At 62.4% G+C, this 23,006-nt stretch carries 12 protein-coding genes; 9 read left to right on the forward strand and 3 right to left on the reverse strand.

Going from position 1 to position 23,006, the window contains the following annotated elements; translation table 11 throughout:
• Window positions 1-9: 9 nt before the first annotated feature.
• Entirely contained in the window at window positions 10-1,113 is a 1,104-nt protein-coding gene (locus tag QMK47_RS13940; RefSeq protein WP_253474354.1) for a polyamine ABC transporter substrate-binding protein, read from the forward strand.
• A gap of 68 nt (window positions 1,114-1,181) precedes the next feature.
• Here QMK47_RS13940 and QMK47_RS13945 read toward each other — a convergent pair whose 3' ends face one another.
• Window positions 1,182-1,793 (reverse strand): TetR/AcrR family transcriptional regulator, encoded by a 612-nt coding sequence (locus QMK47_RS13945; RefSeq protein ID WP_253474357.1) that lies wholly within the window; start codon window positions 1,791-1,793, stop codon window positions 1,182-1,184.
• Window positions 1,794-2,271: 478 nt separating this feature from the next.
• Between QMK47_RS13945 and gabP the strand changes: the two genes are divergently transcribed.
• The 4 genes from gabP to QMK47_RS13965 all read left to right on the forward strand — a co-directional run bounded on the left by gabP (window position 2,272) and on the right by QMK47_RS13965 (window position 8,416).
• The gene (gene gabP / locus QMK47_RS13950) at window positions 2,272-3,672 is read left to right on the forward strand and encodes a GABA permease (protein WP_214512255.1); all 1,401 of its coding nucleotides are present in this window, start codon (window positions 2,272-2,274) and stop codon (window positions 3,670-3,672) included.
• 307 nt (window positions 3,673-3,979) lie between these two features.
• Complete coding sequence (locus tag QMK47_RS13955) at window positions 3,980-5,701, forward strand: type I secretion system permease/ATPase (protein WP_253474360.1); 1,722 nt, start codon at window positions 3,980-3,982, stop codon at window positions 5,699-5,701.
• Window positions 5,694-7,064 (forward strand): HlyD family type I secretion periplasmic adaptor subunit, encoded by a 1,371-nt coding sequence (locus tag QMK47_RS13960; RefSeq protein ID WP_320390432.1) that lies wholly within the window; start codon window positions 5,694-5,696, stop codon window positions 7,062-7,064. Before QMK47_RS13955 ends, QMK47_RS13960 begins: the two co-directional genes overlap by 8 nt.
• Before the next feature lie 2 nt (window positions 7,065-7,066).
• On the forward strand, window positions 7,067-8,416 hold the full coding sequence (locus QMK47_RS13965; protein ID WP_253474363.1) for a TolC family outer membrane protein: 1,350 nt from the start codon (window positions 7,067-7,069) through the stop codon (window positions 8,414-8,416).
• Window positions 8,417-8,863: 447 nt separating this feature from the next.
• On the opposite strand, the gene QMK47_RS13970 is transcribed toward QMK47_RS13965, so the two are convergent.
• On the reverse strand, window positions 8,864-14,476 hold the full coding sequence (locus tag QMK47_RS13970) for a putative Ig domain-containing protein (protein WP_413817776.1): 5,613 nt from the start codon (window positions 14,474-14,476) through the stop codon (window positions 8,864-8,866).
• A gap of 548 nt (window positions 14,477-15,024) precedes the next feature.
• Between QMK47_RS13970 and QMK47_RS13990 the strand changes: the two genes are divergently transcribed.
• From QMK47_RS13990 to hemN, 3 genes are all read left to right on the forward strand, one after another.
• Window positions 15,025-15,468, forward strand: coding sequence for a CopD family copper resistance protein (locus QMK47_RS13990; RefSeq protein ID WP_214512260.1), 444 nt, complete (start codon window positions 15,025-15,027; stop codon window positions 15,466-15,468).
• A 96-nt stretch (window positions 15,469-15,564) separates the two neighbouring features.
• Window positions 15,565-16,938, forward strand: a complete 1,374-nt coding sequence (locus QMK47_RS13995; protein ID WP_253474366.1) for a coproporphyrinogen III oxidase — start codon at window positions 15,565-15,567, stop codon at window positions 16,936-16,938.
• A complete protein-coding gene (gene hemN / locus QMK47_RS14000) occupies window positions 16,935-18,323 on the forward strand; it encodes an oxygen-independent coproporphyrinogen III oxidase (RefSeq protein WP_320390433.1) in 1,389 nt (462 codons plus the stop codon). The genes QMK47_RS13995 and hemN overlap by 4 nt, the downstream gene beginning before the upstream one ends.
• Before the next feature lie 160 nt (window positions 18,324-18,483).
• Here hemN and QMK47_RS14005 read toward each other — a convergent pair whose 3' ends face one another.
• The gene (locus QMK47_RS14005; protein WP_320390434.1) at window positions 18,484-21,141 is read right to left on the reverse strand and encodes an excinuclease ABC subunit UvrA; all 2,658 of its coding nucleotides are present in this window, start codon (window positions 21,139-21,141) and stop codon (window positions 18,484-18,486) included.
• Window positions 21,142-21,336: 195 nt separating this feature from the next.
• Here QMK47_RS14005 and QMK47_RS14010 point away from each other — a divergent pair, with 195 nt between their 5' ends.
• Window positions 21,337-22,815, forward strand: coding sequence for a hypothetical protein (locus QMK47_RS14010; RefSeq protein ID WP_320390435.1), 1,479 nt, complete (start codon window positions 21,337-21,339; stop codon window positions 22,813-22,815).
• The last annotated feature ends 191 nt before the right edge of the window (window positions 22,816-23,006 follow it).

Consider the following 23,006-nt stretch of genomic DNA (forward strand, 5'->3'; position numbering starts at 1 on the left):
TGTTTGATCATGCGTACATCTTTGCGTAATACCTTGTTGGGCGCTGTCGTTTCGATGCTGGTCAGTGGCGCAAGCCTGGCCGAAGAGCGGACGGTGCGAATCTACAACTGGATCGAGTACCTGCCGCCTGAAATCCTCAAGAGTTTCGAGGAGGAAACCGGCATCCGTCCCATCTACGATGTGTTCGACAGCGTCGAGACCTTGGAGTCCAAACTCCTGACCGGCAACTCCGGGTATGACGTGGTCTACCCGAGCAGTTCCAACGTCAGCCACCTGATTGCCGCCGGTGCCGTCCAACCCCTGGACCGCAGCCAACTGCCGAACTGGGAGCATCTGGACCCCGAGTTCATGAAGTCCCTGGAAGCGGTGGGCGACCCGGGTAACCGCTATGCGGCGCCGTACCTGTGGGGCACGACCCTGATCGGCTACAACGTCGACAAGGTGCGCCAGGTGCTGGGTGCCGATGTGCAAATGAACACCTGGGACATCCTGTTCAAGGAAGAGAACATGGCCAAGCTGGCCAGTTGTGGCGTGGGTCTGCTGGACGCCGCCAACGAGATCGTGCCCATTGCCTTGCACTACGAAGGGTTGGACCCCAACAGCGAGAAACGTGAGGATTACGCCAAGGCACAGGCAGCCATGCTCAAGGTTCGACCGTACATCACCTACTTCAATTCATCGCGCTATGGCATGGACCTGGCCAACGGTGAGATCTGTGTCGGGGTGGGTTGGTCCGGTGGGGTGGCCCTGGCCAAGCGACTGGCCGAAGACGCAGGGAAGGGGGTCAAGGTGGAGATGGCGCTGCCCAAGGAAGGCGCACCGATGTGGTCGGACGTGATGATGGTGCCCACCAATGCGCCTCATGCCAAGGAGGCTTACGCGTTCATCAACTACATCTTGCGTCCCGACGTCATTGCCCGGATCAGCAACAAGATCGGTTACCCCAACCCGAACAAGGACTCCACGACGCTGGTCAATGCTGAAATTCGCAACAACCCCGCCATGTATATACCGGACGAGGCGCGCAAGACTCTGTTCGCGTTGGAGCCGGTGCCGGCGGCGGTGGAGCGGATCCGCACCCGCACCTGGACCAGCATCAAGACGCATCGCTGATCAGTGTGACCCGGCGTTGCGGCGCCGGGTCCGTATCGGTGGAGTGTTCGTATCGGTGAAGTGTTCGCTCAGGCGCGCATGCCCAGGAAGAGCAATTCGGTGATACGTCGGACCTGGGTAGAGTGGGCCTCGATGTCCGGCTGTTCCTGGTTGACCAACCTGAACAGCTGCAAGTGCGAATAGTCGTTCAACAGGAAGGCGGCGAGGTCGACGTCGAGGTCGGCGCGCAGCTTTCCGGCCTGTTGCAATTCCCTGATCAGCCCACTGATTTCGGCCCTGAGCGCATCGTTCATGGCGCGATAACCCTCGGGCAGCCCGTTGTCGCCGCCAAACAGAATCAGCGGCAGCAACTCGCGCCAAAGGCTCGGATGCATGACCTCCAGCGCGTAACCGGTCAACAGTCGTTCCAGATAACACAGTGCTTCGACCGGGTCTTCGATTTCAGGGATCTGGTTGCGGGTGTCCGTGAGTGCGCGCTGGTCGGCGTCGTGCAGGATCTCCAGGATGATCTCCTGCTTGTTGCCGAAGTACTTGAAGACGGTAGGCGCCGATACACCGGCCTGGTTGGCGATCTGCTCGATGGTGGTGTTCTGGAAACCCTGGCGCTCGAACAGTTCGACCGCCGCCTTGCTGATGGCTTGGCGGCGTTCGGCTTTTTGACGTTCACGCAGTCCGCTCACGGGAGGTCCTTGTTGGAAAGCAGCGATTAAAGGCCTTGGTACACCAGCCCTGTGGGAGCGAGCTTGCTCGCGATAGCGTTGGATCAGTCGCATTGAAGTCGACTGAAATACCGCCATCGCGAGCAAGCTCGCTCCCACAGGGTTCCTGGTTAACAACAGACCGGGCATAGGCATGCAAAATACTTAACCCAGTAAAGTTTTTAAAGGGTTTATTTCATGGCTCTCCCTCAAGGACGGGGCTGAATGCCGCGATCCAGACGCCTGGCATGAGGCAAAACGCCATTCCTACTTGGCGAAATCAGGCACGGGGATGGCGCGTTCAGGTAACTAACTCGGGAGGGAAGACAGGTAACGTGGCGCGACTTTTCAACGGCCATGCACACGTTCGCGACGGGGACCGTCTTCAGGAGAGGATGAAATCACAAGCACCGACCGTCCCTAAGCGCGTCTCAATGTTCGATCACAAGAGAATAAGAAAATGACCAGCCCCAGCTTCAAGGATTCGAACGGCCATTTGGCACAGGGCTTCAAGCCTCGTCACGTCACCATGCTGTCTATTGCCGGAATCATCGGTGCGGGTCTGTTCGTGGGATCGGGCCATGCCATTGCCGCCGCCGGCCCGGCCGTCATGCTGGCCTATCTGTTCTCCGGGCTGTTGGTGGTCCTGGTCATGCGCATGCTGGGCGAGATGGCGGTTGCCAATCCGGACACCGGCTCCTTCTCCACCTATGCCGACCAGGCCATCGGACGCTGGGCAGGCTTCACCATCGGTTGGCTCTACTGGTGGTTCTGGGTGCTGGTGATTCCCATCGAAGCGTTGGCCGCCGGTCATGTGCTGAACCAGTGGTTTCCCGCCGTTGATGCCTGGCTGTTCGCCTCGGTGTCGATCGTTCTGTTGGCCGTGACGAATCTGTTCAGCGTGTCCAAATACGGCGAGTTCGAGTTCTGGTTCGCCATGGCCAAGGTCGTGGCAATCATCGGCTTCATCTCCCTGGGTTTCGCGGTGCTGATGGGGTGGATTCCCGAGCGTGAAGCCAGCGGCCTGAGTCGCTTGATGGAGGAGCATGGCGGGTTCGCCCCCAATGGCCTGTCGGCGGTGGTGGGCGCGTTCATTACCATCATGTTCAGCTTCATCGGTACGGAGGCAGTGACCATCGCAGCAGCCGAATCCGATAACCCTGCGCAGAACATTGCCAAGGCCACCCGTTCGGTGATCTGGCGCATTGGTGTGTTCTACCTGCTGTCGATCTTCGTGGTCATTTCCGTGGTCCCCTGGAACGATCCGCTCCTGGCTTCAGTGGGTTCCTACCAGCGGGCGCTGGAGCTGATGAACATTCCCCACGCCAAATTCCTGGTGGACGTGGTGGTGTTGATCGCCGTGGCCAGTTGCATGAACTCCTCGATCTACATCGCCTCGCGGATGCTGTACTCCCTGGGGCGCCGCGGCGATGCGCCAAAGGCACTGAAGGTCACGTCCTCGGCCGGTGTGCCACGGTCGGCGGTGATTGCCAGTACCGTGCTGGGCGCGGGTGTCACCTTGTTCAGCTACTTCATGCCCGCCGGCCTGTTCCAGTTCCTGCTCGCCAGCTCCGGCGCGATCGCCTTGCTGGTGTATCTGGTGATCGCCATCTCGCAACTGCGCATGCGCCGGATGTTGCAACGGCAGAATATCGAGCTGCCTTTTCGCATGTGGTTGTTCCCCTGGCTGACGTGGTTGGTCATCGTGTTCATCTCGGCGGCGCTGGCGGTCATGATGGTCACGCCCGAGCACCGCAGCGAGGTCAGTACCACCCTGGGCCTGGCGCTGATCATTTCCTTTATCGGCCTGGCAACATCGCGGCATTCGCCCCAGCCTGAGAGCGTCGCCTCCCTCGGTTAGCCTGTCATTTCTGCCCTGTTGACGTCACGTTACTGGCGTCAACAAAACCGCCTTTTCAGCCCATTCAGGACGCAAAAACCTCCGTCTTGAAGCGCGGCCCGTCCGCCTGTCACCCACTTGCAAGCACACCCCTGCAAACCGGCACTAACCCGCGCCTGCGTTGTCAGTAATTGGCGCCTGTAGGGATGAGGATCGCCCCTGATAACAGCACGCCAGCTGGATTAGTTTTTTCTCGATCACTCTCGGGAAAAAAGCCTTGCGATGGATTGCGTCCTGGACCGACCATTTCTCTTGCAGGCGATTTCCCATGGGGTTTCTACTCGATCCGCGTCATGACATTGATGCTGCCTTATTGAGCTACCGCCGGGTGTTCTGGGCGCTGGCATTGTTCAGTGGCGTGATCAATCTGCTGGTGCTGGTGCCGTCGCTCTACATGATGCAGGTCTACGACCGGGTCCTGACCAGCCGCAACGAAACCACCTTGTTCATGCTCACCTTGATGGCCCTGGGGCTGTTCATGTTCAGTGCCCTGATCGAGTGGGTCCGTGGCGAGGTGATGATTCGCATGAGCGCGGGGCTGGACGAAGCCTTGGGCGAGCGGATTTTCGACGCCGCTTTTGCCCGCAGCCTGCGCGAGCACAACGCCAACCCGGCGCAGGTGCTCACCGACCTGGCGACGTTGCGCCAGTTGATCACCGGGCAGGGTTTGATCGCGTTGCTCGACGCCCCTTGGCTGCCGATCTTCCTGCTGGTGGCGTTCATCTTTCATCCCTGGTTCGGCGTGCTGACGCTGGTGCTCGCCCTGGTGCTGATCGGCTTGGCGCTATGGGGTGAACTGGCGACGCGCACGCGCCTGGGCGAAGCCAATCGCCTGGGGGTGCAGTCGTCGATCTATGTCAACAGCACGCTGCAGAATGCCGAAGTCATCCAGGCCCTGGGCATGCTTGGACCATTGCGCCAGCGCTGGAGCTTGTTGCAGCAGCGCATCATTGCCGCCCAGGCCCATGCCAGCGACCGCGGCGCGCGCATCACCTCGGCGACGCGGTTCGTGCGCATCTCCGGGCAGTCCCTGTCCCTGGGCCTGGGAGCCTTGCTGGTGCTCGAAGGCCAACTGTCGGCGGGCATGATGATTGCGATGTCGCTGTTGCTGGGGCGGGCCCTGGCGCCCGTGGAAATCGCCATCGGCTCGTGGAAACAATTCAACGCCGGGCGCCAGAGCTACCAGCGCCTGAGCCAACTGCTGGCCCAGCACCCGCGCGAGCGCCTGCGCATGCCGTTGCCACCGCCCACCGGCGCGGTGCGCCTGGAACAGTTGTATGTCGGTCCGCCAGGTGCTTCGCAGCCGATCCTGCGCGGGATCAATTTCAGCCTCGCCAAAGGCGATGTGCTGGCGGTGGTCGGGCCCAGCGCCAGTGGTAAATCGACACTGGCGCGCGCCTTGGTCGGGGTCTGGCCGGCCATGGGCGGGTCGGTGCGGCTGGACGATGCCGAGATCAGCCAGTGGTCCCACGACGCCTTGGGTCCCTACCTTGGATACCTGCCACAGGACATCGAGTTGTTCGATGGCACGGTCGCCGACAACATCGCCCGCTTCGGTGAGCAGGACGCCGACAAGATCATCGCCGCCGGGCGTCATGCCGGCATCCACGAAATGATCCTGCGCTTTCCCAAGGGCTACGACACGCCGCTGGGCCCTGGTGGGCTTGGCTTGTCCGGTGGGCAAAAACAACGCCTGGGCCTGGCTCGCGCGCTCTACGGGCGGCCATCGCTGATCGTGCTCGATGAGCCCAACTCCAACCTCGATGAAGCCGGAGAATTGGCGCTTGTGCAGGCCATCAGTACGCTCAAGGCGGCTGGCAGTACCGTGGTGTTGATTACCCACCGTCCCAACGTACTGGCGGTGGTCGATCACATCCTGGTGCTCAAGGACGGTACTCAACAAGCGTTCGGCCCTCGGGACCGGGTGCTCAAGGCATTGATGCCGGGGCCGAGACCGGCCGCGGTCAGGGAGGCGGGCGGCGATGCGTGATCTGACTCCGGGGGCGCAAGCGTATAGCGAGCAAGGGCTGAGCGTGCGCAGCACCACGACGCTGCCCAGCGCCAGCACCGACGCCGGGAGCGCGGCGCGTTATGGCGTGGGATTCCTGGTCCTGACGCTGGGCGGTTTCCTGCTCTGGGCCTGCCTGGCGCCGCTCGACCAAGGGGTGGTAGGCAGTGGCACCGTGGTGGTGGCGGGGGAGCGCAAGGCCGTGCAGTCGCTGGTCGGCGGAGTAGTGGAAAAGCTACTGGTCAGCGACGGCGACCGCGTCACCCAGGGGCAATTGCTCGTGCAGCTCAATACGGTGCAGGCGCAATCGCAACTGGACGTGACCCTGGGCAAGCTTCTCAATGATCGCAGCATCGAAGCGCGCTTGATTGCCGAGCGCCTGGGCAACGCCGAGATCCAATGGCCCGCGGACCTGCTGGCCCACGCCGACGAACCGCGAGTCAAGGCGGCCATGGCCTTGCAGAGCCAGTTGTTCATCACCCGCCGCGCGGAGCTGGGCAGCCGCTTGCAGATCATCGAGCACGAAGCCGCGGCCTTGCAGCAGCAATTGCTTGGCTACGAAGGCGTCAAGCGCAACTACGACGCGCAGATGCGCTTCCAGCAGCAGGAGCTCGAAGGCCTGCGTGATTTGGCCCGGGAGGGCTACGTTCCGCGCAACAAACTCTTCGAGGCCGAGCGCAACGCAGCCCAGTTGGCGGGGCAGATCGCCTCGGGGGTGGGTGATGTCGGCAGGACTCGCCAGGCGATCAACGAAAGCCGGCTCAAGGCCTTGCAGACGCAGCAGGAGTTCCGTCGCGATGCCGAAACCCAGCTCAGCGAAGTCTCGGCCGAGGCCGCCGGTTATGCCGATCAGATTCGTGCCTTGCAGTTTGAAGTCGACAACGGTGCGATCCGTGCGCCGGTGGCCGGGCAAGTCATGGACGTGAGCATTCATACCGTCGGCGGTGTGGCACAGGCCGGCCAGACCCTGATGCAGGTCGTGCCGCTGGATGCACCAATGGCGATCACCGCGCGTTTCGAGCCGCTGATGGCCAACAAACTGCGCCCGGGCCTGCCGGTGCATGTGCATTTCACCGCGCTGCAACGGGTGGATACGCCGACGGTGACCGGCACGGTGACGACGGTGTCGGCGGACCAGTTGATCAATGAGCAGACACACCAACCGTACTTCTCCGCCAAGGTCGAGATTCCCGCCGACACCGTGGTTGCGTTGCAGAGCGCCGGCCTGCTGGTGCGCCCGGGCATGCTCGCCGACGTCACGGTGGTGACGGGCGAGCGCACCTTGATGAATTACCTGATGAAGCCTTTGCGTGAACGCTTGCTTGCAGCCTTCAAGGAGGAATGAGCATGGTCGATCGTTGTCGCTACCGTTTGCGCGTATTGCTGAGCCTGTGTGCGGGTTGGGCGGCGCTCAGTCCGGTGTGGGCCGCCGAGGGAGGCCTGAGCCTGACCGCCGCCTATGATGCCTCGCGCCTCAACGATCCGACCGTGCAGTCGGCTGCCCACGCTTTTGAAGCTTCGCGGCATGAAGAGGACATCGGGCGTGGCGGCCTTTACCCGCAAGTGTCGCTAAGCTCGCGCTACGGCTACGGCGGGCGGACCGACGGCGGTGACGACAACACCTACGTCAACAGCAACGATTACCAGGCGAACAACGTGACCCTGGCGGCGCAACAGCCACTCTACGACAAGGCACGCTGGGCGGCGTATCAGGAGGGCAAGGCGCGCGGTCAACTGGGCACCCAGGTGTTCGATGTGGCCGGCCAGACCCTGTATGACCGGGTGGCGAAGGGGTATTTCGATGTCGCTCGGGCCGAGAACGAGATCAAGTTGATCGTCCAGCAGAAGAGCGCCATCCAAGGTTTGGTCGTTCAAAGTAAAAAGCTTTATGAAGGCGGCCAAGGCGCGATCACCGATATCGACGAAGCCCAGGCGCGGCTCGACCTGGTGCAAGCCCAGGAGGCTGAAGCCCAGGCGCGTCGCGTGGCGGCGTTGCGGGCCTTGTCCGGGCGTGCCAGCGTGCCCATCGATGACATCCTGCCGATGCGCGAAGAACTGGCCGCCGGTAGTCCGATCCCGCCGGAGCAGGACTTGCCGTACTGGACGGCGATTGCCCGTGAAGCCAGCCCCGAGCTGGCTGCCCGGCTGGCGGCGGTGAAAGTCGCCGAGGCCCAGGCTGACAGCCAGCGCGCCGGGCATTATCCAACCTTGTCGCTGACCACCCAGTTGACCCGCCGGGAAACCCGTCAATACCAGGAACTCGACCCGCGCCAGGACACCTACTACGTGGGTGTGCAATTGGATATTCCGTTGTACCGCGGCGGGGCGGTACGGGCCTCGGTGGCCAAGGCCGAAGCGCAACTGGCCGGCGCCCAGTCCGACTACGACGTGCAACGCCAGCAACTGGCCGAGGATATCGAGACCGATTACCTGGGCGTCGTCGCCGGGTTTACCAAGAGCAAGGCCATGCAGCGGGCGGTGGAGTCGAATCAGCGAGCACTGACCTCGACGGAAAAAGGCTTCCAGGGCGGTGTGCGCTCCACGGTGGATATTCTTGACGCGCAGCAGCGGCTGTTCCAGGCCCGTCGAGACCTGCTCAATACCAAGCTCGACATGCTGCAAAGCTATGTGAGCCTGCACACCCACACTGGCCAGATGAATCGTGCGGTGCTGGAGCAGGTACAAAGCTTGTTCTAGACCATCAGTGCTCAAGTTTGCACTTATCCCTGTGGCGAGGGAGCTTGCTCCCGCTGGGCTGCGATCTTTTGATCTTTCACTTAACACTCAACAAGGCCTGAAAAGATCGCAGCCTCGCTTCGCTCGACAGCTCCTACAGCGCAGCCGAGCGGGAGCAAGCTCCCTCGCCACAAAAGCGGTCCGGGCCCAGTGCTTGCCTTCAGCACAACACGCCCCCCTGTGGGAGCGAGCTTGCTCGCGATGGCGGAGGGTCAGCCAGCATCAATGTTGAATATTCCGAGGCCTTCGCGAGCAAGCTCGCTCCCACAGTTTGATCTGTGGTTGTCCTGGAATTTTCTGGCACAGCACGACCCTGTGGGAGCGAGCTTGCTCGCGATTGCGGTGGGTCAGTCAGCATCCTTGCTGAATGTGCCGCCGCTATTGCGGGCAAGCCTGCTCAGGGGGCAATCAGGCGGTGAAGTCGCTGGCGTGCAGCTCCTTGACGCCGACCAGTTCGAATTCGAACTCGGGGGCGGCGTTGGCGTTGGTACTGCCGGAGAGGATGCCATCGGCGAAGCGCAGCTGGCCGGTGGCGTTGGTGGGGTCGAAGGCGTTGCTGCCAATGAACGTGAAGGCATCGACTGTGGCGGTCAGCGGGTTGGCGTCCAGGCCGGTGAGGTCCAACTTGTCGAACTCCGCGCTTTTGAAGCCGCTGATCACATCGCGCAGGGCCCCGACGCCCATGTCCGACAGCGCACCAAACGCGTAGGTGTCCGCGCCAGTGCCACCGTTGAGGTTGTCGGTGCCTGCGCCGCCGATCAATCGGTCATCGCCCGAACCACCCACCAGCGTATCGTTGCCGGCCCCACCGTCGAGGACGTTCGCCGCGCTGTTCCCCGACAGCGTGTCGGCGTAGGCGCTTCCCTTCAGGTTCTCGATGAACTTCAAGGTGTCGAGCCCGGACCCCACGGTGTTCTGTTGCGCCGACGTCGAGAGGTTGACGGTCACGCCGGACAGCGCGCGTTCGAAGCTGGCCGTGTCAATGCCATCGCGTCCATCCAGTACATTGTTGCCGGCCCCGGCGAACAGCGTATTGTCCAGCGCATTGCCGGTGCCATTGGCGGCGCCGGTGCTATCGACATACAGGTTCTCGACGTTGTTGCCCAAGGTATAGGCCGCCAGGCTGCTGTGTACGCTGTCGATCCCGCCGGTCACGGTGTTGCTGTTGGTCTCGATCACACTGTCATCGGCATTGTCGACAAAGTAGCTGTCGTTGCCATCGCCACCGCTCATGCTGTCGGCCCCCGCAGCGCCGTCGAGTACGTTATGGGCGGCATTGCCGGTGATGAAGTTGCGCCGTTCATTGCCGGTGCCGTCGATCTCCGACACGCCGGTGAGCACCAGGTTTTCCAGATTGGCGCCCAGGGTCCAACTGACCGAGGCTTGCACCGTGTCGATCTGCGACGTCGAGGTGTTGGTTTCCACCACGCTGTCGAAGGCATTGTCGACCACGTAGATGTCGTTGCCGTCGCCACCGGTGAGGGTGTCGGCGCCCAGGTCGCCGTTCAGCGTGTCGTTGCCCGAACTGCCCACCAGGGTGTCGTCCTGGTCGGTACCGGAGATCATCCCGCCCTGGTTCTGGGCGTTGTCGAAGATGTCCTGCACGCTGTTGTTGTCGTTGGGATTGCCATGGAAGCCCAGGTCATCGGCAATGTAGTCCGCCAGGCGTTGACCGACGATTTCCGCCGACTCCTCGTGCAGGTGCCAGACGTCATCGGGATACACCAGCGGGTCGACTTCGTAGCGCAAGGGCAGGTCGGTGTAGTCCACCGCCAGCTTGACGTCGGCGCGCTCGGCGGCCATGGCTTCCTGGGCGGCGCGCACATAACCGACGCCCTCGACGATGGACGCGATCTTCTCTTCCGAATATCCCCGGGCCCGAGCCGCGTCTTCTGAGTAATGACCGGTTTCCATCAGGTACACACTGAAATTGCCGAACTGGGCGTGCAGGTAATCGAAGACTTTCAGGGTCGCGGCCTTGTACGCCGCCGCAGCTGCGGCTTTGTCCGTGGCGCGGGCGATTTCCTGGGCGGCTTCCTCGCCCTGGCCCCAGATGATGCCCATGGTGACGTTATCGATCGCCTGCAGTTCGGTGCGCTGGTCGCGCAGCAATGTCACCGCGCGCAACAGCGCCTGCCCGGGTTGGTTGGTGTCGGTCAGCCACCAGCACAGCTTGAGTTCTTCGGCGCTGAGTGTGGACAGGCCGTTGACCGTGCTGCCGCCCACCGCGATGTCGATGCCGTTGCCGTCGGCATCGGTGAACTGGCTGCGCACGTCATAGGTGGTATAGCGGTCCAGGTCGTTGACCAGCATCGAGGTGCCGGATTGGTTGTCGTCCTCGGTCATGCGCAGCAGGCGCGCGTTGGATTGGCCGAGGGTCGGCAGGTAGAGAATGTCCTGCTGGGCGCGCTCGCCGAAGACGAAGTCGCTGGCGGTGAGGGTGTTGAGGTAGTTGCCGTTGAGGGCGATTTCGAAGCGATTGCCGTCGGCATCGGCTTCGGCGGACTTGATGTAGGTCTTGTCGCCGGCCGCGTTCAGGGTCATGTACAGCGTGCCGTTGCTGCCATCGCCGAGGCCGAGAAAGCCCAGCCCCGAGACGTTGATTTTGTCGACGCCGACGGTGAAGTCATAAATCGTGTCGGTGGCCGTGACGCCCCCGGTGTCGTAGTCGCGGTAGCTGTCGAGCAGGTTGCTGTAGCGGAACGTGTCGGCACCGTCGCCGCCGTACAGCGAGTCGCGTCCGGCACCGCCGTCGACGATGTCCGCACCGGTGCCGGCCTTGATCGTGTCGTTGCCGCCCAGGCCAAGGATCAGGTCCGCGCCGGTCGTGCCGTTGAGGGTCTCGGCATTGTTGGTGCCGGTGATCGTGTTGGCGGGCGCATCGGCCACCACCAGGGCGAAGTTGTCACTGACCGAGGCGCCCGACGGGTCGGTGGCCTTGACCAGCACGTCGTAGTTGCCTGCCGCAGTGCTGGTCGGCGTGCCGCTGAAGGTCAGGCTGGTGGCATTGAAACTCAGCCAGGCGGGCAGGGCGCTGCCGTTGGCGAGGGTCGCGGTGTAGGTCAGTACATCCTGGTTGGCGTCGGTGAAGCTGTTGCTGGCCACGGTGTAGCTGAACGGTGTGCTTTCACTGGCGTTCTGGTCCAGCAGCGGGGTGGCCACGACCGGCGCCACGTTGGTTGGGGTGTTCTGGTCGGCGAAGACAAAGTGACTGGCCGTCAGGCTGCTGAGGAAGTTGCCTGCCATCGACACCTCAAACCGGTTGCCGTTGGCATCGACCGTCAGGTCCTTGAGGTAGGTGCGGTTGGTCGACGAACTGTAAGTGACCTGCAGGGTGCCGTTGAGCCCGTTGCCCAGGCCGGTATAGCCAAGCGCCGACACATCGATCTTGTCCGCAGTCAGGTCGAAGTCGAGGATCTGGTCACTGGCGCTGGTGGAACTGGTGCGGTAGCTGTCGAGTTTCGAGGTGTAGCGGAACACATCGGCCCCCGTGCCGCCGGTGAGCTTGTCCACCCCGGTGCCGCCGACCAGAATGTCGTTGCCGGCGCCGCCATTGAGGGTGTCGTTGCCCGCGCCACCGAACAATTGCTCATTGGCTGCGGTGCCGGTCAGCGTGTCGTTGTTCGGCGTGCCATTGATCACAATGGCGGTGGGAACGTCCTGCACGGCGAGGGTAAAGCTGTCGCTGACGGTGGCGTTGCTGCCGTCGCTCGCAGTGACCTGGATGGCGTAGGTGCCCGACGCGGTGTCGGGTGGCGTGCCGCTGAAGGTACGGGTGGCGGCATCGAAGACCAGCCAGCTGGGCAGGGCGCTGCCGTTGGCGAGTTTGGCGGTGTAGCTCAGGCTGTCGTTGTCCGGATCGGTGAAACTGGTGGCCGGCACCACGTAGCTGAACGGAGTGTTTTCGGTCGCGTTCTGGTCCACCAGCGGCGTTGCCAGTACCGGCGCCTGGTTGGTCGGCGAGGTGGTGGCGAAGACGAAGTTGGCGCTGGTCAGGGTGTTGAGGTAATTGCCATCCAGCGCCACTTCGAAGCGGTTGCCATTGGCGTCGGCTTCCAGGGACTTGATGTAGGTCTTGGTGCCGGCACTGTTGAGCACCAGGTACACGGTGTTGTTCTTGCCGTCCCCCAGGCCGGTGAAGCCCATGGCCGAGAGGTCGATCTTGTCGGCGCTGATGTTGAAGTCGGTGATCAGGTCGCCGAGGTTGGCGCCGCCGGTGTTGTAGTTGCGGTAGCTGTCCAGGCGGTTGGCGAACACGAAGGTGTCCGCCCCGGCGCCCCCGGTGAGGGTGTCCATGCCAGCACCGCCGTCGAGCTTGTCGTCGCCGGCGGCGCCACTGAGGCTGTCATTGCCCGCCAGGCCGAGCAGGGTGTCGGCCGCATCGCTACCCAGCAGCGAGTCGCTGCCGCTGGTGCCGGTGATCACGCGATTGAAGATGAAATTACTGGCGGTCAGGGTACTGGCGAGGTTGCCCGTGAGGATCAGTTCGAAGCGGTTGCCACTGGCATCGGCGTCGAAGTCCTTGATGTAGGTGCGGTTGTTGCTGGCGCTGTAGCTGACCTGCAGGGTGCCGCCACGGCCGTTGCCCAGGCCGGTGAAACCGAGGCCGGCGAGGTCGATCTTGTCCTGGGTGACGTCGAAGTCGGTGATGGTGTCATCGAAACTGGTGGTCGCGTTGCGGTAACTGTCCGACTGGGCGACGAACCGGAACGTATCGGCACCGGTGCCGCCGGTGAGTTTGTCGATGCCGGCGCCACCGACGAGGATGTCGCCACCGGCCGCGCCATTGATCGTGTCGTTGCCCGCGCCGCCATAGAAAATCTCGCTGGCGGCGCTGCCGAGCAGGGTGTCGTTGCCCGCCGTTCCTTGCACGGTGGTCATCGGCACCGTCGCACTGACGTAGCTGCCGTCGCCATAGACCAGCGTGGCGCCATTGCTCGTGTGGCTGATGGTGTTGGCGATGATCGCGTTACGGTCGGTGCCGTCTTCGTTGCGCTCTGCAACGCCGTAGGTCGACAGGTTGCTGCCGCTGATGATGTTGCCCTGGATGGTGTTATCGCTGCCGTTGAAGTACTTGCCGGACACGCCCAGGGTGTCGTCGTAGGACTGGATGATGATTTCCGGTACGGCGCCGCCCAGGGAATTATTGTTGAGGGTGTTGTCGATGATTTCGACGTGGTTGCTGCCGTAGATGCGGATCCCGGCGCTGCTGTTGTCGTGGATGTCGACGCCGGTGACGGTCACTTCGCTGGAGAGCTTGATCAGCACGCCTTCGGCGCCGTTGCCATACACCTCGCCGCCGGTGATGGTGATGTTGTTGGGCGAGGGGATGTCCTCGCTGCCGCGCTGGATCACGATGCCATTGCCGCCGTTGTCGTAGGCGACGTTATTGGTCATGGTGAAATCGTGGGTGCTGGTGACGACGTTGAAGCCGTGGCGGTCGTTGTCGTAGGCGACGTTGTTTTCGAAGGTGCTGTCGCTGAGGAAGTCGGCGACGAAGCCGTCCAGGCCGTTGCCGTGGGACACGCTGTTCTTGATGACCATGTTGACGGTTTGCTCGTGGGGGTCGAAACCGTACCCGGAGCAATCCTTGATCTCGACGCTGTCGAGGGTGACGTTGGAATCGTAGCCTTCCTGGCCTGGAATGTAGCCGTTGAACCAGCCGTCGACCTTGCCGGTGGTGCTGTCACGGTTGCCGTCGATGGTGAGGTTGCTGACGCCGAAGTCGTGGGTCTCCTCGCCGTAGGCCGAGCGGATGATGCCGGTGATCTTGGTGTCGGAGCCGTCGACCAGCTTGACCGTGGTCTCGCCCATGCCGTCGCCGTACAGATAGACGTTGCTCTTGAGCATCAGGCAGCCATCGGAAGGTTCCACTCCTCCCGAAACGATGTAGGTGCCGGTCGGCATGTACACCTGCCCACCGCCGGCCGCGGCCGCCGCATCAATCGCACTTTGGATGGCTGCCGTGTCGTCGGTGATGCCATCTCCTTTGGCGCCAAAATTTTGTACGTTGAAAATCATGAGCTTATCTCCGTATCAGGCTTAAACCTAGGTAGACGTCAACATTCCATCGACGACCTTCGTGTTATGACCCAACGGAGCGCAAAAGTTGTGACCGCATATCGGGGAAAGTGTCAAAAAGCCGGACTAACTGATCAGCGGTTGTGTATGGGTTGCGCAGGCGCAACGTTCCGTTGACGCTTTCTCAACGCCGACGATGCTCTTTCCTGTGGGAGCGAGCTTGCTCGCGATAGCGGTGCACCAGTCAACCTCGATGTAACTGATCCGACGCTTTCGCGAGCAAGCTCGCTCCCACAGAGTTCGTGCTATGCCAAAAATCCAGGACAACCACAGATCAAAATGTGGGAGCGAGCTTGCTCGCGATAGCGGTGCACCAGTCAACCTCGATGCAACTGATCCGACGCTTTCGCGAGCAAGCTCGCTCCCACAGGGTTTGGTGGTGTGGCAGGCAGTGCGGTTTCCTTGATTGGCATCAACCCCACTTTCGGGATGGCGCGATAACCTCGAATAAACCATCGCCCCACTGAAGAGGGCGACTGAGGAACCCCATGAGTTATCCGCTGTTTCTGACCTTGCACCTGTTTGCCGCGCTGGTTTTCATCGGCACGGTTTTCTTCGAAGTCCTGTTCCTGGAGAGCATTCGCAAGCAATTGCCTGCCAAGGTCATGGTGCTGCTGGAGCAAGGCATCAGCCAACGCGCCCGGCAGTTGATGCCGTGGGTGCTGCTGGTGCTGTTCGGCGCGGGCATTGGCATGGTCTGGCTGCGCTATTGGCCGGTGCTCTCGTCACCGTTGCAATCGTCCTTCGGTTTGCTGCTGGGGCTCAAGATCCTGTTGGCGGGCAGTGTGCTGGGCCATTTCCTCTGGGCTATGTGGCTGTTCAGGAGCGGGCGCATGAACGCCCGCTACGTGCACATCATCCATACCAGCGTGTTCCTGCACATGGTCGCGATCGTGCTGCTGGCCAAGGCCATGTTCTACGTCACCTGGTAAGCGCCGGTGACGTGGTTCCAAGGCGCTTGATACAGGTCAAGGTGACCCGGCGGGTTACCCCGCAAACTGCTTGCGCACAGCCACTCGGAGATTGTCATGTTCGACCCGTTCCATACCCTCGGTGAGCGACCTTCGGGCCGTGCGCCTGTGGTGGCTGATTTCGATTGTCCGGTCGGTACACGTAGATTCCACACAGGCATCGGTTCACTCGACCTGCTTCGAGGGTTGCGCAGCAGCCGTCAGAAACGACGGCCCCTATCCGTGGCGGTGCACCTGCCTTCGCGCTTGCGGCTGGCGTCGTGTTCGCCCCTGGCCAGTGACTGCCGGTGCGGCGAGATCGAGGGCTACCTGCAACGCCTGACGTATGAGATGGGGCTGGTCGGTTGCCACTTGGGCGCAGGGCGGCACGTCGAGCAGTTTTGCCTGACCGGTGGCACACCGGTGATCGCTCATCTGCAGAAGTTGATGAGTGACCTGCGCAAGCGCTTCGACTTCAGTGAATACGACGGCGGCGACCACAGCATCGAGGTGGACCTGCACCACACGGATTGGTCGACCATGGGCCTGATCCGTGACCAGGGTTTCACTCATGTCAGCATCGGCGTCCCCGACATTGGCGTCGACAGCGACCTGTCGGTCGATTGCTACCAGAATCCGGCTCCGATCCATTCGTTGATCGATGCGGCGCGCACCTTTGGTTTTCGCTCCATCAACATTGACCTGGGCTACGGTCACGCTTGGCAGACGCCCAGCAGTTTCGCCCTGAAACTGGCGACGCTGATCGAACTGGAACCGGACCGGCTGCACGTTTTCGACTATGCCCGTGCGCCTTATCGTTACCGCTCGAAGAACACCGGGATGGCTGGCGCGTTTTGCAGCCCGGCCGACAAGGACGCCATGCGGCGGATCTGCTGCGAGCAACTGATTGGCGCCGGTTATCACTACATCGGCCTGGGCCAGTTCGTCAGGGCCGACGATGACCTGGCGGTGGCCCAGGAGCACGGACGCCTGCATCGCAATTGCCAGGGTTTTACCCGTCACGGTTGCTGCGATCACGTGGGCTTCGGGCTGTCGGCCATTACTCAGATCGAGCACCTGTACGTACAGAACACCGACGACCTGCATCAATATTGCCAACAGCTGGACGCCGGGCAGTTGCCGGTGCGTCGCGGCTGGCGCTGTGACGCGCAGGATCAGGTCAAGGCGAGCGTGACCGAGCAGCTGTCCTGTGACCTGGAGCTGGATATCCTGGCCATCGAGGCACGCTTCGGCCTGGTGTTTCGCGAGCATTTCGCGTCCGTCTGGCCGTCGCTGGAAGTGTTGCATGACCAGGGATTGATCGAACTGTCGAGCCGGTTTATCGGCATCCTGCCCGCCGGGCGCTTGAACGTGGATGCGATCTGCAATCTGTTCGACTCAGGACTGGATGACGCAGGCCCACACCCTTTTGAAAAGTTGAACCCATCATGAATGCTGCATCCGGTTTCAATCGTGCCCTGGTGGAGAAATACGACCGCCCGGGGCCGCGCTACACCTCTTATCCGACGGCGCCGCAGTTCCACCAGGCCTTTGCCATGGACGAATACCAGCAGGCTGCCCAGCGCAGCAACCAGGCGCCGCAGCCCAAGCCATTATCGGTGTACATCCATATCCCGTTCTGCCAGAGCCTCTGCTATTACTGCGCATGCAACAAGATCATCACGCGCAAGACCCATCGTGCCGTCGAATACCTGACCTACCTCAAGCGCGAAATTGCCCTGCAGGCGGGCTTGTTCGATCGCTCGCGCAAACTGACCCAGCTGCATCTGGGCGGGGGCACGCCGACTTACCTGACCCATGAGCAACTGGCCGACCTGATGGACTGCCTGCACCAGTCGTTCGACATGGACGACAGCGACGCCCATGAGTTTTCCATCGAGGTCGATCCGCGGACCATCGATGCGCAACAGATCCAAGGCCTGCGTCAGCTGGGGTTCAACCGCCTGAGCTTCGGCGTCCAGGATTTCGATGCCCAGGTGCAGATCGCCGTCAATCGAGTGCAAAGCGAAACCCAGGTCGTCGAGCTGGTGGAAGCCGCGCGCCTGGCGCGCTTCAAGTCGGTCAGCGTCGATCTGATCTATGGCCTGCCTTTGCAGACCGTCGCCAGTTTCGATGTCACCTTGAGCAAGATCATCGCCCTGCGTCCGGACCGGATCGCGGCCTACAGCTACGCCCACCTGCCGCAACGGGTGCGGGCGCAACGGATGATCCGACCAGAAGACATGCCGCCGCCAGAGCGCAAGCTGGAGTTGCTCGAGCTGACCATCAATCGCCTGACTGAAGCCGGCTACGTCTACATCGGCATGGACCACTTTGCCTTGCCGGATGACGAACTGGTGCGCGCCCGCGCCCAGGGCAGCCTGCAGCGTAATTTCCAGGGTTATTCCACCCACGCCGACTGCGACCTGATTGGCCTGGGGGTCTCCTCGATCGGCAAGGTGGGCGACAGCTACAACCAGAACGTCAAGGAGCTTTCCCAGTATTACGCCCGGTTGGATCAAGGCTTGCTGGCGGTGCAGCGTGGTTATCGGCTGAGCGACGACGATCGCCTGCGGCGCGAGGTCATCAGCGAATTGATGTGTCACGCACGCATCGATTTCGGCCGGATCGAGAGCGCCCACGGAATTCGATTTACCGAGTACTTCGCCGATGCCCTGGAGCGGCTCCAGGAGCTGGTGCGCGACGGGTTGTTGGACCTTCGCGACGACGAGCTGGTGTTGTTGCCCCAGGGGCAATTGATGATGCGCAACGTGGCCATGGCTTTCGACGCGTACCTGGGGGCGGACCAGACGGTTCAGTATTCGCGTACGGTCTGAAAACCGCTCTTGTGGCGAGGGAGCTTGCTCCCGCTGGGCTGCGTAGCAGCCCCCAGGCCAGTCACCGAGGTGTATCAGTTTGATGTCGTCAGCTTCATTGGGGGCGCTTCGCACCCCAGCGGGAGCAAGCTCCCTCGCCACGGGGGATTTGAGCCAGGTTTTATCTTCCAGGCTGCAAAGCCCTTTTCAGAAACTCCGCCGTCCGGCTTTCCCGGCAGGCCGCGACTTCCTCCGGAGCCCCGCAGGCCACGACGTTCCCACCTTGGGAACCCGCGCCCGGGCCGATGTCGATGACCCAGTCACTCTGCGCCACGACGCGCATGTCATGTTCCACCACAACCACCGTGTGACCGTCCTCCACCAGGCGATTCAACTGCACCAGCAAGCGATCCACGTCTTGGGGATGCAGCCCATTGGTGGGCTCATCCAACACATACAACGTCGCCCCCCGGGCCTTGCGCTGCAGTTCTGTCGCCAGCTTGATCCGCTGGGCTTCGCCGCCGGACAGCTCCGTGGCCGGTTGGCCCAGGCGCAGGTAGCCCAACCCGATATCCTGCAGCACCTGCAATGAGCGCCTGGCCGCCGCTTGCTCGGCAAACACCTCGAGTGCCTGGTTTACGGTCAGTTGCAGCACTTGGGAAATGTCCAGGCCTTGCCAGTTCACCGCCAGGGTCTGCGGGTTGTAGCGCGCACCGTGGCAGGTGGGGCAGGGCGCGTACACGCTAGGCATGAACAACAATTCCACGCTGACGAAACCTTCACCTTCACAGGTCTCGCAACGACCCTTGGCGACGTTGAAGGAAAACCGTCCGGCATCGAACCCCAGTGCTTGCGCCTGCGCTGTCGCGGCGAACAGTTTGCGCACGTGATCGAACAGCCCGGTGTAGGTGGCGAGGTTGGAACGCGGGGTGCGGCCGATGGGTTTCTGGTCCACCTGCACCAGCCGCCTGACCGCTTCAAGCCCAGCGGTAACGCGCCCGCCGCTGGTTTGCACGGGTTCGTCTTCCAGGCTTTGCTCATCGGGTTCGGCGCTGGGGCTGGCTTGGCCCAGGTGGGCGCCGACCAGATCCAGCAGGGCCTGGCTGACGAGGCTGGATTTGCCTGAGCCGGAGATGCCGGTCACGGCGGTGAAGCAACCCAAGGGGAAGGCCGCGCTCAAGTTGTCGAGGTTGTTGCGGGTGATGCCTTCCAGGCGCAGCCAATCCCTGGGCGTCCGAGGGCTGCGTGCCGTAACGTGTTCCTCACCAAAGAGGTAGGCGCGGGTGCGTGATTCCGGCACTTGGCCAAGGCCTGCTGGCGGGCCGCTGTAGAGGACTTTCCCGCCTTGTTCGCCGGCGTCCGGGCCGACGTCGATGAGCCAGTCGGCGCGGCGCATGGTATCGAGGTCATGTTCGACCACAAACACCGAGTTGCCCGCTGCCTTGAGGCGTTGCAAGGCGCCAAACAGCGCCTCGCTGTCGGCCGGATGCAGGCCGGCGGAGGGTTCGTCCAGCACGTAGATCACCCCGAACAACTGGGAATTGAGCTGGGTCGCCAGGCGCAGGCGTTGCAGTTCGCCGGACGAAAGCGTCGGCGTGCTGCGTTCCAGGGCGAGGTAGCCCAGGCCCAGGTCGATCAGGGTGACGATCCGTTCCAGCAGCTCGGCGGCGATGCGTTGGGCGGCCAGGCGTTTCTCCAGGGAGAGATTGGGAGTGTGGCGCGCGTCGGGCCCACCCGCGTGCGGGTTGTCGCCCCTGGCGGCGCGTTGCTCGCGGGCTTCTCGGGTTTGCTGGTGGCTGAGGACGTCCCCGGTTTCTTCGGCCTGTTCCAGGTAGTCGGGTGCCAGGACGCGCTTGAGCACTTCGGCCAGTTCAAGCAACGGCAGGTGCGACAGTTCGGCGATGTCCAGGCCGGCAAAGGTCACGGTCAACGCCTGGCGCTTGAGGCGCTTGCCTTCGCACACGGGGCAGGGGCTGGCGCGCATGTATTGCGCCACGCGTTTGCGCATCTGCGCGCTTTGGGAGTGCATGAACGTGTGCAGCAGGTAGCGTCGGGCGCCGCTGAACGTGCCCTGGTAGCTCGGTTCGAGCTTGCGTTTGAGAGCAGCGCGGGTCTGGGCCGGGGTGAGCCCGGCGTATACGGGAACGGTAGGGGTTTGTTCGGTGAAGAGAATCCAGTCCCGCTGCTTCTTCGGCAGTTCGCGCCAGGGGATGTCGACGTCATAGCCCAGGGTCACCAGGATGTCCCGCAGGTTCTGGCCCTGCCAAGCCATGGGCCAGGCGGCCACGGCGCGCTCGCGGATGGTCAGCGACGGGTCCGGCACCATGGACGCTTCGGTCACCTCATAGACCCGGCCCAGGCCATGGCATTCCTGGCAGGCACCTTGTGGCGTGTTGGGCGAGAAGTCTTCGGCGTAGAGCATCGGCTGGTCGGCCGGGTAGCTGCCGGCGCGGGAGTAGAGCATGCGAATCAGGCTCGACAGGGTGGTGACGCTGCCCACCGATGAGCGTGCGCTGGGGGTGCCGCGCTGTTGCTGCAAGGCGACTGCCGGCGGCAGGCCCTCGATGCTGTCCACGTCCGGCACGCCCACCTGATCGATCAGGCGTCGTGCATAGGGTGCGACGGACTCGAAGTAGCGACGCTGGGCTTCGGCGTAGAGCGTGGAGAAGGCCAGCGACGATTTGCCGGACCCCGACACACCGGTGAACACCACCAGGGCATCGCGGGGGATGTCCACGTCGACGTTCTTGAGGTTGTGTTCGCGGGCGCCACGCACCCGGACGAAACCGGTGCCTTGCGGCACGTCAGCGGTTGAAGCGGGGGCGGAGCGTGGGGGCATCGGGCATTCCTTGTGGACGTTGGTGCAACGCTTCAGGGCGTTATGGCGCTGCATTATGGCGATGGCAGAGTGGACTGGATCACAGCGCTGACAATTATGCGACCGGGTTCAACCGTTCGCGTGCGATAAAAATTTACTCCGGGCGCAAGAGATGAGAAAAGCTCTGCAGATTTTTCCCATGGATACGGACGCCTCATGCCTCGATCGAAGTTGTTCTCCACACTGTTCGTCGCGCTGCTGGCCGGTGCCGCGCTCTGGTACATCTGGATGATTGCCAGCGCCAAGCTGGAGTTGGGCGGCGACAGTCCTGACGAGCAACAAGTCGGTGAAGTGAAGGACACCGAGTTGCGAGCGATGACCTCGTATTGCACGGGCGTGACGGTGACGCCACAGGGAACCTGGCTGGTGGCGCGCCTGGAGAGGGAGGCCCGGGAGCTCGAACCGTCCGCGGAGGTGTTGGACCTGGATGCGCTGGTCTATGGCCAGCCGAAGCAGCCCAATGAACCGGAAGAGTCTGGAACCTTTGCCGGTTTGTTTTCTCATGGTGACAAGGAAACCACCTTCATTTCCCGCCTGGACGCCCAAGGGCAATTTCAGCTGGTGGCACATGTCAGCGGCAGCGCTTGTATGGTGGCCAGCCCCGACGGCACCAGTGTGTTCCTGCTCACGGGCCTTCGTCGGCCTGAAACGGCGAATACCCATGATCCCGATCAGACCGTGGTCTTTCGCACGGATGATCAAGGCCAGCGCTGGACCTGGTTGACCAAGGGCTGGTTTCCCGAGGCCGAATCGTTGGCCTGGAGCCTGGCTCCCTATTTCCACGGCTCGAATGAAGTCTGGGCCGTGGGCACGCCGGACGCGGTGGATGAAGGCGGCGATGAAGAGAAGCCGACTGCCGTTTCCACCGGTGTCTTCTACTCGGCTGATCGGGGGGCGAACAGCGCGCCGATAATGGCGCCCGAGTCGCTGCTGGTGCCCGCCAAATACGCCCACGGCAAACGCCCTGACATCACTGACTGGGGCACGAATACAGATGAACATGGGGAAATCCAGACCAATATCCTGCAACTGGATGCACAGACGGCCTTTATCTGGGTGTCCCAACGCTTCTGGGGCGTCCATCCGGATGGCGTCAGCGACAATATCGCGATCAACGTCACCACACGGGCCCGGTTGCAAGCCAAGGCCGGGCATTGGCAGGTGGCCGACGTACAGCGTGCCGACAACCTGTTTGTGAGCAAGCTGATACAGAACGACGCCGGGCGGGTGATTGGGCTGATTGAGCAGGGTGACCGCGGGCGAGATGTTGTCGCCGAACTGGATACCGCCGCGCTGACCTGGACGACCATGGGTGAGCTGCCCAGTGTGTTTTCACCCCTGGCATCGCAGACCCAGGTGCGCGGCGACAATCTCTGGCTGGGCCAGAACACCCTGCTGATCAACACGACCAGCGATCACCATCCACCGCGCTGGCTCTACTGGTGGTCGGACGCGAACATCTCCGCCGATGGGGTGTTCTATTCCAAGGATTGGGGGCGCTCCTGGCAGCGCCTCGCCATCGACGGTTACCTGGGCATTCTCGGCTTTCAACCGGCGCAGGACCGGGTGTTCTGGGCCAATGGCAACTGGTACGACAATAATGACGGCCGTATCTATTCCTATGGGTTGCGTTGAGCACAGATAGTCCCTGACACACGCACCGCCGAACCGCTCTTGTGGCGAGGGAGCTTGCTCCCGCTGGGCTGCGGTAGGAGCTGCCGAAGGCTGCGATCTTTTGATCTTTTGATCTTTGACTTAACACTCAACAAGGCCTGAAAAGATCGCAGCCTCGCTTCGCTCGACAGCTCCTACAGCGCACCCCAGCG

The sequence above is a fragment of the Pseudomonas sp. P9_35 genome (assembly GCF_034008205.1).
GTDB lineage: Bacteria > Pseudomonadota > Gammaproteobacteria > Pseudomonadales > Pseudomonadaceae > Aquipseudomonas > Aquipseudomonas kilonensis.